This window comes from Streptomyces sp. NPDC003635, from assembly GCF_053587635.1.
Genome location: NZ_JBSFOK010000003.1, coordinates 326,464 through 337,922 on the forward strand (window position 1 = coordinate 326,464; position 11,459 = coordinate 337,922).

At 69.3% G+C, this 11,459-nt stretch carries 8 protein-coding genes and 1 pseudogene; 5 read left to right on the forward strand and 4 right to left on the reverse strand.

The features are described from left to right. Positions 1 to 69: 69 nt before the first annotated feature. The 3 genes from ACWDRW_RS05250 to ACWDRW_RS05260 all read right to left on the reverse strand — a co-directional run bounded on the left by ACWDRW_RS05250 (position 70) and on the right by ACWDRW_RS05260 (position 5,932). Positions 70 to 1,104: an ABC transporter permease gene (locus ACWDRW_RS05250; protein WP_451720321.1), complete on the reverse strand. Its 1,035-nt coding sequence runs from the start codon at positions 1,102 to 1,104 to the stop codon at positions 70 to 72. A gap of 662 nt (positions 1,105 to 1,766) precedes the next feature. Then, a complete protein-coding gene (gene typA, locus ACWDRW_RS05255) occupies positions 1,767 to 3,674 on the reverse strand; it encodes a translational GTPase TypA (RefSeq protein ID WP_451720324.1) in 1,908 nt (635 codons plus the stop codon). Between the two features lie 218 nt (positions 3,675 to 3,892). Further along, on the reverse strand, positions 3,893 to 5,932 hold the full coding sequence (locus tag ACWDRW_RS05260) for an ABC transporter family substrate-binding protein (RefSeq protein ID WP_451720327.1): 2,040 nt from the start codon (positions 5,930 to 5,932) through the stop codon (positions 3,893 to 3,895). A gap of 287 nt (positions 5,933 to 6,219) precedes the next feature. Here ACWDRW_RS05260 and ACWDRW_RS05265 point away from each other — a divergent pair, with 287 nt between their 5' ends. The 4 genes from ACWDRW_RS05265 to ACWDRW_RS05280 are packed head-to-tail and all read left to right on the forward strand — an operon-like array spanning position 6,220 to position 10,123. Further along, the gene (locus ACWDRW_RS05265) at positions 6,220 to 6,519 is read left to right on the forward strand and encodes a hypothetical protein (protein WP_451720329.1); all 300 of its coding nucleotides are present in this window, start codon (positions 6,220 to 6,222) and stop codon (positions 6,517 to 6,519) included. Positions 6,520 to 6,567: 48 nt separating this feature from the next. After that, positions 6,568 to 7,401: a hypothetical protein gene (locus ACWDRW_RS05270; RefSeq protein ID WP_451720332.1), complete on the forward strand. Its 834-nt coding sequence runs from the start codon at positions 6,568 to 6,570 to the stop codon at positions 7,399 to 7,401. Next, positions 7,401 to 9,350 (forward strand): fumarate reductase/succinate dehydrogenase flavoprotein subunit, encoded by a 1,950-nt coding sequence (locus ACWDRW_RS05275; protein ID WP_451720335.1) that lies wholly within the window; start codon positions 7,401 to 7,403, stop codon positions 9,348 to 9,350. The genes ACWDRW_RS05270 and ACWDRW_RS05275 overlap by 1 nt, the downstream gene beginning before the upstream one ends. Further along, complete coding sequence (locus tag ACWDRW_RS05280) at positions 9,347 to 10,123, forward strand: succinate dehydrogenase/fumarate reductase iron-sulfur subunit (RefSeq protein WP_451720338.1); 777 nt, start codon at positions 9,347 to 9,349, stop codon at positions 10,121 to 10,123. Before ACWDRW_RS05275 ends, ACWDRW_RS05280 begins: the two co-directional genes overlap by 4 nt. Here the strand turns inward: ACWDRW_RS05280 and ACWDRW_RS05285 are convergent. Beyond that, positions 10,115 to 10,978 (reverse strand): class I SAM-dependent methyltransferase, encoded by an 864-nt coding sequence (locus ACWDRW_RS05285; protein ID WP_451720341.1) that lies wholly within the window; start codon positions 10,976 to 10,978, stop codon positions 10,115 to 10,117. The genes ACWDRW_RS05280 and ACWDRW_RS05285 overlap by 9 nt on opposite strands. A 38-nt stretch (positions 10,979 to 11,016) precedes the next feature. On the opposite strand from ACWDRW_RS05285, the pseudogene ACWDRW_RS05290 reads away from it, so the two are divergent. Continuing rightward, a pseudogene (locus ACWDRW_RS05290) lies at positions 11,017 to 11,459 on the forward strand (IS5 family transposase); the annotation flags it as partial.

The window sequence follows — 11,459 nt, forward strand, 5'->3', positions numbered from 1 at the left end:
ATGAAGTGCTGTCCCGCCGACGGTCGTGCCGTCGGCCGGTTCGGGCGAGGACGCCCCTCAATTGCTCGGTCAGCGGGCCGTCTTGGGATCGAAGGCGTCCCGGACCGAGTCCCCGAGCAGGTTGAAGGCCACGATGAAGATGATCATCGAGATGCCCGGGAAGAACATGTAGGTGATGTCGTTCTGCATGACGAGCTCGGTGGCCGCCTTGGAGAACATCTGGCCCCAGTCCGGGGTCGGTTCGACGAGTCCCACTCCGAGGAAGGACAGACCCGCCTCCGCGGTCACGAAGTTGGGCAGCATGTAGGTGGCCTGCACCAGGATCGGGGTGACCAGGTTGGGCAGGATCTCCTTGCGGATGATGCGGCCCGGTGGCGCCCCGCTCACCTTGGCGGCCTCGATGAACTCCCGTTCTCGCAGGGCGAGCGCGGTGCCGCGCAGAATGCGCGCGAGGCTCATCCAGCCGAGCACCCACATCACCGCGATCAGCGCCACCACCCGGACGTAGACCGGGGTTTCGTCGCGTGGGCTGACGAACAGGGAGACCACGACCGGCATGCTCGCGATGAAGAACAGCTGGGAGGGGATGGCGAGCAGGAAGTCGATCACCCGGCTGATCCAGAAGTCCGTCTTGCCGCCCAGGTAGCCCGCCGCGACACCGAGGACGATGCCGGTGAGCACGGTGGCCAGGGTCACCGCGAGCGAGATGCCCAGCGAGTTGCGGATGCCGTAGAGCAGCTTGGTGAAGACGTCGTAGCCGTTGCCCGGTTCGAGGCCGAACCAGAACTCGCCGCTGATGCCGCCGTTGGGCTGCACCGGCACACCCGCGCTGTCGAACAGCTCCGGACGCTCGTCGGCGAACACCGTGTACGGGTCCTTGCCGTACAGCTTGGAGATCAGCGGGGCGAGCAGTCCGACCACGAAGAAGAAGATGACCACGTAGGCCGAGATCACGCCGGTGCGGTCGCGTTTGAAGCGGATCCACATCAGCTGGCCGGGGGAACGGCCGACGAGTTGCTCGTCCTCGGGCTTCGTCTTCGGCTCTGGTTCGCCGTCGACGAGGACCGAACTCCCGCCGCCCTCGATGTCGATAGGACTTGTCACAGTTCGTCCGTTTCACAGGTGTGGGTGTGCCGAACCCACGACCGGCGCAGGGTGTGCGTGGTCGCGGATCGGATCATGAAGAAACGTCGGGGCACCCCGGGGCTTGCGGAAAATCCGCAGCCGGACGCGCGTAGGCGAGCGGCGGCTCTAGCCCGCCGACGGCCATGTCAGCGGCAACTGCCCCGAGCGGAGCGTGGTGCGACGAAAACGGACGGCATGACCCACCTGGTGCACAGGACACCGCACATGGGTTCCTCCTCGTGACTCAACGCGTTCACCGACTGGAGGGGAAACGTGTCTTTCCTCCGACACCCCTGACGGAGGGTCAGACACCCCCTGGTGCTCGTGAGCCGGCGCTGTCCCCACAGCGCGAGACCCATTGACCCGAGCGCTACGCGGCTAACTATCTGCCATGTGCCAACTACCGACCACTGTCTTTAAATCTCAATTCAGTCACAGCTGGCGCGTAGACCTTCCAAAATCTGGACAAACTGTTCGCCCCGAGAAGGGCGCGAAACGGACGTGTTACATGGCTATCGGGCGAGGATCTCCGCATTTCGGACACTGAGGGGTCGGAAAACCGGTTGCAAAAAGCCCGGATCCCCTCACCATGAGGGGACCCGGGCTCAAGTGCCGGTGCCAGGCGTGCGCCTGGCGGTGGATCAGCCGTGCTTGGCGCGGCTCGCGGTACGGGCGCGGTCCCGCTGGTCGAGTACGACCTTGCGGATGCGAACGGCCTCCGGGGTCACCTCGACGCACTCGTCGTCGCGGCAGAACTCCAGGGACTGCTCCAGCGAGAGCTTGCGCGGCGGGACGATCGCCTCGAACGAGTCGGCCGAGGACGACCGCATGTTCGTGAGCTTCTTCTCCTTGGTGATGTTCACGTCCATGTCGTCGGAGCGCGAGTTCTCGCCGACGATCATGCCCTCGTACACCTCGGTGCCGGGGTCGGTGAACAGCACACCGCGCTCCTGGAGGTTCGTCATCGCGAACGCGGTGACGGCGCCGGCCCGGTCGGCCACCAGCGAGCCGTTGTTCCGGGTCTGGAGCGTGCCGAACCAGGGCTCGAAGCCCTCGTGGATGGAGTGGCCGATGCCGGTGCCGCGGGTCTGGGTCAGGAACTCCGTCCGGAATCCGATCAGACCGCGCGAGGGCACGACGAACTCCATGCGGACCCAGCCGGAACCGTGGTTGGACATGTTGTCCATCCGGCCCTTGCGGACGCCCATGAGCTGCGTGACCGCGCCCATGTGCTCCTCGGGCACGTCGATCGTCATGCGCTCGACGGGCTCGTAGGTCTTGCCGTCGATCTCCTTGGTGACGACCTGGGGCTTGCCGATGGTCAGCTCGAAGCCCTCGCGGCGCATCTGCTCGACCAGGATGGCGAGCGCGAGCTCACCACGGCCCTGGACCTCCCAGGCGTCCGGACGCTCGGTGTCGAGCACGCGCAGGGAGACGTTACCGATCAGCTCGCGGTCCAGGCGGTCCTTGACCTGACGGGCGGTGACCTTGCGGTCCTTGACCACGGCCTTGGCGTCCGCGCCCTTGCCGGTGGCGCCACGGCCGACCAGCGGCGAGGTGTTGGTGCCGATGACCATGGAGATGGCGGGCTCGTCGACCGTGATCAGCGGGAGCGCGATCGGGTTCTCGGGGTCGGCGAGGGTCTCACCGATCATGATGTCCGGGATACCGGCGACGGCGCAGATGTCACCGGGGCCGGCCATCTCGGCGGGCTTGCGGGTGAGCGCCTCGGTCATCATCAGCTCGGTGATGCGGACGTTGGACATGGTGCCGTCGCGCTTGATCCACGTGACGGTCTGGCCCTTGCGCAGCTCGCCCTGCTCGACGCGGAGCAGCGCGATACGGCCGAGGAAGTTGTCGGCGTCCAGGTTGGTGACGTGGGCCTGGAGCGGGGCGGCCTCGTCGTAGTTCGGGGCCGGGATGTGCTCCAGGATCGTCGAGAAGAAGGGCTCCAGGCTGGTGGAGTCCGCGGGAACGGTCCCGTCCTCCGGCTTGGTCAGCGAGGCGACACCGTCGCGGCCGCAGGCGTAGACGATCGGGAACTCGATCTGGTCCTCGTCGGCGTCCAGGTCCAGGAAGAGGTCGTACGTCTCGTTGACGACCTCGTCGATCCGGGAGTCCGGGCGGTCCGTCTTGTTGATGCACAGGATGACGGGCAGCCGCTGCTGGAGCGCCTTGCGCAGCACGAAGCGGGTCTGCGGGAGCGGGCCCTCGGAGGCGTCGACCAGGAGCACCACGCCGTCGACCATCGACAGACCGCGCTCGACCTCGCCACCGAAGTCGGCGTGGCCCGGGGTGTCGATGATGTTGATGGTGATGGGGTCCCCGCCGTCCTTGGGGTGATACTTCACCGCCGTGTTCTTGGCGAGGATCGTGATGCCCTTCTCACGCTCCAGGTCGTTCGAGTCCATCATGCGGTCGTCTACGGAGTCGAGCTGGTGCGCGGCGAAGGCACCGGCCTGCTTCAGCATGCCGTCGACGATGGTGGTCTTGCCGTGGTCGACGTGGGCGACGATGGCGACGTTGCGAATGTCGTGGCGCGTGGCCATATTGCGGCGTTCTCCCGGAGTGTGAGGACGGCCTGCGCGTACGTCTGTGTCTACGCGGGCCCTGCCGGGCTTGACATGCCACGGCCTCACCCCATGGTACGGGGCTACGGGAGCGGGGGCGCGCCGGGTCCCTTCTGCGCAGGTCGGAGGGGGTTTGGGCGGACCCGAGGGATCCCTCGGACCGGCCCGGGACCCCCTGGAGCCGTCCGGCCGCCTCGCTACTTCTTGCTGGGCCCCGCCGCCGGGCGCGCGCCCTTGTTCAGGAAGCCCATGTCCTCGTAGACCGGGGTACGGAAGCCGAAGGCGCCCGCGTTGACGAGGCTCTTCCTGGCAGCCGTCAGCTGGGGGCGCTGGTAGAGCGGGATGGAGCCCGCCGCCGCCCAGATCCGGGAGTCGGCCTTGCGGATCAGGCTCCTGGTCTCGCCCTCGTCCAGGGTGGAGATCGCCTGGTCGAAGAGCTGGTCCACCTGGTCCGTGCCGACCCGGGTGTAGTTCTGCTCGACGTTCAGGGAGCCGTCCGCCGCCGGGACCGGCTTGGCGTAGATCGGCCGCGCGTCGGTCGCCGGGAAGGCGGAGGCCGGCCAGGAGTACAGCGCCAGGTCGTACTCGCCGGAGGCGATGTGGTCCTTGAAGTAGCTCTCGTCCGAGACCTTCGACAGCTCGGTGCGGATCCCGACCCGGTCCAGCATCCGCCGGATCCGCTCCGCCACCGTCCGCAGCGTCTCCGAGCCCGGCCCCGAGGGCAGCACGAACCGCAGCGTCAGCGGCTTGCCGTCCTTCGCCAGCGCCGCGGGCGCCGCCGCCGCGGGAGCGGCCGTGCCCTTCGGCGCGTACGCGCCCGGCGCCCCGCCCTGCTTCAGGTCGTGCCGCTTCTTCTCCCGGTCCGCCTCCGCGGGCGCCTTGTCGTCCTCGCCGACGATGTAGGTGCCGTCCTCGCCGCCCTCGGACTCCTTCTCGGAGCCCTTCTTCTTCTCCTTCTCCCCCTCCGACCCGGCCGCCTTCTCGCCCTTCTCCTTCACCGGGCCACCGAGCACCCACCCGGCGTCGGCGAGCAGCGCCTGCGCCTCGGCCGTGTCCTGGTCGCCCAGCGCCCCGCTGCTGTCGGCGTAGGCGGCCTGCCCGGCCAGCGCCAGGTGGCTGCCGACGGGTTCGGCGGGCAGCCCCAGCGGCTTCAGTACGGCCGCGGCGAGCTTGTCCCGGTCCAGGGCCCGGGCCACCGCCCGACGGACCCGCTCGTCGGCGAGCGGACCGTCCGCGCCGTTGAGGGCGAGCTGGGTGAAGGCGGGTTCCAGGGAGCGGCGCACCTCGACATCGCGGAAAGCGGGGTCCTTGGCCTTGGCGCCCTTGGCGGGGCCGGGCAGCGGGGCGGCCGTGCCCTTGCCCCCGGCCCGCCCGGAGAATCCGATGCGGTGCACCGTCCCGGGGTCGATCTCGGCGAGGTCGAGCTTTCCGGCGGCCAGCGCCGAGGCCCGCTCGTCACGCGGCACCGCGCGCAGCACGATCTCGTCCAGCTTGGGCGCGGCGCCCCACCAGCGCGGGTTGCGGGCGAGGGTGATCTCGTCGTCCTTGCGGTCGACCTTGCGCACGGCGAAGGGTCCCGCGGTGACCTTGAGCTTGCGCCGGGCGCCGTCGTTGAAGGAGTCCGGGGTGCCCATGACGTCCTTCGGGTACAGCGGCGAGAACAGCGAGCGCCAGTCGGCGTAGGGCCGGGCGAAGGTGACCTTGACCTCCAGGTCGTTCTCGCCGCGCTCGATGCGCTGGATGCGGTCGTAACCGGCGTTGCGCGCGGTCCAGTACGCCGAGTCCTTGCCGGACAGCGCCCGCCACTGGGCGGCGAAGTCGGCGGCGCCGATCTCCCGGCCGTCGCTCCAGACGGCCTGCTGGTTCAGCTTGTACAGCACGACCTGCTTCGGCTCGGTCTCGACGACCCTCGCGGACTCCAGGTAGTCGGGGTTCAGCTCCGGCCGCCCGGTCCCGTCGAGGCGGTACAGGGAGGGCAGTACGGCCTGGGCGACGCGGGTGGTGGTGGCGTCGGCGTCGGCCTGGAAGGTGTTCAGGGTGTCCGGTACGGCGTCCACGGCCCAGCGCAGGGAGCCGCCGTCGGCGACCAGGGAGCGGGCGGCGGGGGCGATGTCCTGCTCGGCGAGCGGCCTGCCCGCGGGGTCCTCGGTGGCACATCCGGCCAACGCGAGCGCGCCGGCGGTGAGGAAGAGGACCGAACGCGTCACAGCACGTGGTCCGGGGCCGTCGTAGGACATCTCTGCTTACCTCCGGGAGCCGCGGGGGTTATGATCACTTTTGGCGGTATATGGAGCTGATCACATCTATGCGGCCACTGAAGAGGAAAGGGTTCGGCAGCGGGCGGCGACACGGCGGGGGACGCCGGGAAGCCCACCCGTGCGGCGCAACGCACCACGGGATGCACCTACGCGCCTCGGCCAATCGGTGCACGTCCCTTCACAGCGACAGGTGTGACGCGCAACACTCGCAGGCGCATGAACGTTGCCGCCCACGGCCGCAGAGCCGACGGAAGTGAGGTCACGTCATGTCCGTGCACGACGACCTGACGGCAGTCCAGCGGTGTCTCGACGATCTGAACCGGTCGGTGAGCCGTCTGGAACAGCAGCTCGGCAGCGGCGGTCTGGACATCCGCCGCGTCCGTACCGACTGCGATCACCTGCGCGAGAGCGTGGCGCTGCTGCGCGCGGCGGCCTCGGCTCCCGGGGCCCAGCAGACCCAGCGGCGCCCCGACCTCGTCACGATCCCCGACACCCCATACGACGGCTCGCTCTGGATCGACACGGACGACGAGGGCCTCGGCGCCCGCGACCGGCGAGCCCCCTGAGGGTCTGTCCGGCGACTGACCCTCAGCCGAACCGACCGGAGTCAAAAGTTGGCCACTGGTACGGAACCCCCTGACACCGACCCCCATCCGCCCGGCGGCGTGCGTACGCCTACGCGCGCCGCCATCAGCGCCCCGCATCTGCGAACCGATCGCTGGTGGCTGGCGCCCGCCGCCACCGCGGCCGGGCTGCTCGCCTTCATCGTCTACTCGACGTGGCGCGCCTTCGCCAACGCCGACTACTACGCGGCCCCGTACGTCTCGCCGTTCTACTCCCCCTGTCTCGCGGAGAACTGCGAGCCGATGCGGGGCGGCCCCAACTGGGAGATCTTCGGCGGCTGGTGGGGCATCTCGCCCGCGATCATCATCCTGATCTTCCCGCTGGGCTTCCGGCTGACCTGCTACTACTACCGCAAGGCCTACTACCGGGGCTTCTGGGCGTCCCCGCCGGCCTGCGCGGTGGCCGAGCCGCACAAGAAGTACACCGGCGAGACCCGCTTCCCGCTGATCCTGCAGAACATCCACCGGTACTTCTTCTACGCCGCGATCCCGGTCGCCGGAATCCTGACCTACGACACCGTGCTGGCCTTCCGCGATGAGCACTACGAGTGGGGCCACATGGGCCTCGGCACCCTCGTGTTCCTCGTCAACATCGTGCTGATCTGGGCCTACACGATCTCCTGCCACTCCTGCCGGCACATCGTCGGCGGCAAGCTGAAGCACTTCTCCAAGCACCCCGTGCGCTACCGGATGTGGCAGTGGGTCGGGAAGCTCAACGCCCGGCACATGCTGCTCGCCTGGTCGTCGTTGGTGAGCGTGGCGCTCGCCGACTTCTACGTCTATCTCGTCGCGTCCGGTGCCTTCGACGATCCGAGGTTGTTCTGATGTCCGTGGTGGACCGGCAGGAGTGGGACGTCGTCGTGGTCGGCGCGGGCGGCGCGGGCCTGCGCGCGGCTGTCGAGGCGCGCGAGCGGGGCGCCCGTACGGCGGTGATCTGCAAGTCGCTGTTCGGCAAGGCGCACACGGTGATGGCCGAGGGCGGGATCGCGGCCGCGATGGCCAACGCCAACGAGCACGACAACTGGCAGGTGCACTTCCGCGACACCATGCGCGGCGGCAAGTTCCTCAACCAGTGGCGGATGGCCGAACTGCACGCGCAGGAGGCCCCGGACCGGGTGTGGGAGCTGGAGACCTGGGGCGCCCTGTTCGACCGTACGAAGGACGGCCGGATCTCCCAGCGCAACTTCGGCGGCCACGAGTATCCGCGCCTCGCGCACGTCGGCGACCGCACGGGACTGGAGCTCATCCGCACGCTCCAGCAGAAGATCGTCGCCCTCCAGCAGGAGGACTTCAAGGAGACCGGCGACTACGAGTCCCGCCTGAAGGTCTTCCAGGAGTGCACCGTCACCCGGGTCCTCAAGGACACGGCATCCGACAGCGGTTCCGCCGCGGGTCGCGTCTCCGGTGTCTTCGCCTACGACCGTGAGACCGGCCGCTTCTTCGTCCTGGAAGCGCCTGCCGTCGTCATCGCCACCGGTGGCATCGGCAAGTCCTTCAAGGTGACGTCGAACTCCTGGGAGTACACCGGCGACGGCAACGCGCTGGCGCTGCTCGCGGGAGCGCCCCTGCTGAACATGGAGTTCGTCCAGTTCCACCCCACGGGAATGGTCTGGCCGCCGTCGGTGAAGGGCATCCTCGTCACGGAGTCCGTCCGCGGCGACGGCGGGGTGCTGCGGAACTCCGAGGACAAGCGGTTCATGTTCGACTACGTCCCGGACGTCTTCAAGGAGAAGTACGCCGAGTCCGAGGAGGAGGCGGACCGCTGGTACGAGGACCCGGACAACAACCGGCGGCCCCCCGAGCTGCTCCCCCGCGACGAGGTGGCCCGCGCCATCAACGCCGAGGTGAAGGCGGGCCGGGGCTCCCCGCACGGCGGGGTCTTCCTGGACGTGTCGACGCGGATGCCCGCCGAGGTGATCAAGCGCCGGCTGCCGTCGATGTACCACCAGTTCAAGGAGCTGGCGGACGTCGACATCACCGCGGAGGCGATGGAGGTCGGGCCGACCTGCCACTACGTGATGGGCGGGATCGCGGTCGAGTCGGACACCGCGGCCGCGCGCGGCGTGCCGGGCCTGTTCGCGGCCGGTGAGGTCGCGGGCGGGATGCACGGCTCGAACCGGCTCGGCGGCAACTCCCTGTCCGACCTGCTGGTGTTCGGGCGCCGGGCGGGCTGGCACGCGGCCGAGTACGCGGCGGCCCTCTCCGAGCGGCCCGAGGTGGACGACGTCCAGGTCGACACGGCGGCGGCCGAGGCCCTGCGCCCCTTCTCCGCGGAGAGCCCCGACGAGGCCGCGCCGGAGAACCCGTACACCCTCCACCAGGAGCTCCAGCAGACCATGAACGACCTGGTCGGCATCATCCGTCGCGAGGGCGAGATGGCGCACGCGCTGGAGAAGCTGGCCGAGCTGCGGGTCAGGGCCCGCAGGGCCGGGGTCGAGGGGCACCGGCAGTTCAACCCGGGCTGGCATCTGGCGCTGGACCTCAGGAACATGCTGCTGGTCAGCGAGTGCGTGGCACGGGCCGCCCTGGAGCGCACCGAGTCGCGCGGCGGCCACACCCGCGAGGACCATCCGACGATGGAGCGCACCTGGCGCAACGTCAACCTGCTGTGCCGACTCGCCGATCCCACCGGCGGGCTCGCGGCCACCGACCCGGTGCGCGGCCAGATCGACCTCACCCGGGAGACCACCGACCCCATCCGCTCTGACCTGCTCGCCCTCTTCGACAAGGAGGAGCTGGTCAAGTACCTCGCCGAAGAGGAGCTGTACGAGTGAGCAGCTACGAGGCCCGCTTCAAGGTGTGGCGGGGTGACGTCGGCGGCGGCGGCCTGGAGGACTTCGAGGTCGAGGTGAACGACGGCGAAGTGGTCCTGGACATCATCCACCGCCTCCAGGCCACCCAGGCGCCCGATCTGGCCGTCCGCTGGAACTGCAAGGCGGGCAAGTGCGGTTCGTGCTCGGCGGAGATCAACGGCCGCCCGCGGCTGATGTGCATGACGCGGATGTCGGTGTTCGGGCGGGAGGAGACGATCACCGTCACTCCGCTGCGCGCCTTCCCGGTGGTCCGGGACCTCGTCACGGACGTCGGCTTCAACTACCGGAAGGCCAGGGAGGTCCCCTCGTTCGTCCCGCCGGAGAAGCTGGGCCCCGGCGAGTACCGGATGATGCAGGAGGACGTGGACCGCTCGCAGGAGTTCCGCAAGTGCATCGAGTGCTTCCTGTGCCAGGACACCTGCCATGTGGTCCGCGACCACGAGGAGAACAAGCAGGCGTTCGCCGGTCCGCGCTTCCTGATGCGGGTGGCCGAGCTGGACATGCACCCGCTGGACGCCGCCGCCGAGTCCGGCCTGGACCGCAAGAGCACCGCCCAGGACGAACACGGCCTCGGTTACTGCAACATCACCAAATGCTGTACGGAGGTGTGCCCCGAGGGCATCAAGATCACGGACAACGCGCTGATCCCGCTGAAGGAGCGGGCCGTGGACCGCAAGTACGACCCGCTGGTGTGGCTGGGATCCAGGATCCGCAGGCGGTCGGGATCAGGCTGAGGCGGCCCGCAGGTACCCCGAGTGGGCCACCTGGCCCAGGAACGTGAACCGGGTGCCCGTGGTCATGTGCTTCTCGAACGCCTCCTTGATACCGGGCCACTTGGGGTGCCCGAAGTCGTCCAGGACCACGATGCCGCCCGGCGCGACGATCTGCTCGGCCCACTCCAGGTCGGCCGCGACACCGGCGGCGGAGTGGTCGCCGTCAACGACGACCACTCCGTAGGAACGATCGGCGACCAGGGCCCGCACCTCGGGGTCCTCGGAGAAGCCCTGCTGGATGCGGGCGGCTTGGCCAGCCGCTCCGGCGAGGCCGAGATTGGTGCGTACGGCGGCCAGGTCGACCGGGGTGCCGGAGGCGTCGGCGCCCATGCTCGCGCCGGGCTGGAGCTGGGTGCCGGCGAGCGGGTCGACGATGGTCAGGCTCGGTGCCCGCCCGGCGCGCTCCATCATCCGGATGAGCGCGGCGCCGAACATGCCGTACAGCGTGCCGATCTCGAGGATCTCGTCGTTCGGCGGGTCGAGCAGGGGGACGGCGGAGAGCTTGCCGACGATGTTCATCGTGCCGCCGGCGATCCGGCCGACGCCGAGCGCCTCCATCGCGATCAGCAGCCGGAAGGCCTGGGCGACGTTGCGCTCGGCGGCCTGCCGGTCGACGCCCGCGGCCTGCTCCAGCTCCGTGATCGTGCGGTTGAGATGGGGCGCGGAGGGCAGCCGGGACGCGCCGCGTCCGGTGCCGTCGAAGAAGAGTTCCAGGGGGCGCTGGCGGTTGCGCAGCGTCCGCAGCTCCTTCTGGAGCGCGTCCTTCGAGGCGATCTCGATGTGGCGGCGGACCTCGCGTTCGATCCGCTGGTCCATCAGCTGCACTAGGTCGTGTCTTCAATTGATCTTGCTTAGTGGATCATGGTCGGGTGATTCGTCGCCATGAACTGTCTGATGCAGAGTGGGAGTTCGTCCGGCCGCTGCTGCCCGCGTCCCTGCGGGGCCGGAAGCGGTTGGACGACCGAAGGGTCCTCAATGGGATCGTGTGGAAGTTCCGCACTGGTACAGCCTGGCGGGATGTGCCCGAGCGGTACGGGCCGTGGCAGACGCTGCACACCCGCTTCCGCCGGTGGGCCCTGGACGGGACCTTTGAGCAGATGCTGCGGGCCGCGCAGGCACAGGCGGACGCGGCCGGAGACATCGACTGGCTGGTGTCGGTCGACTCCACCGTGGTGCGGGCCCACCAGCACGCTGCCGGGGCTCGAAAAGGGGGCAGCGCAATCCGGGCCTCGGACGCTCGCGGGGCGGCCTGACCAGCAAGATTCACCTGGCCTGCGATGCCTTCGGGCGCCCGCTC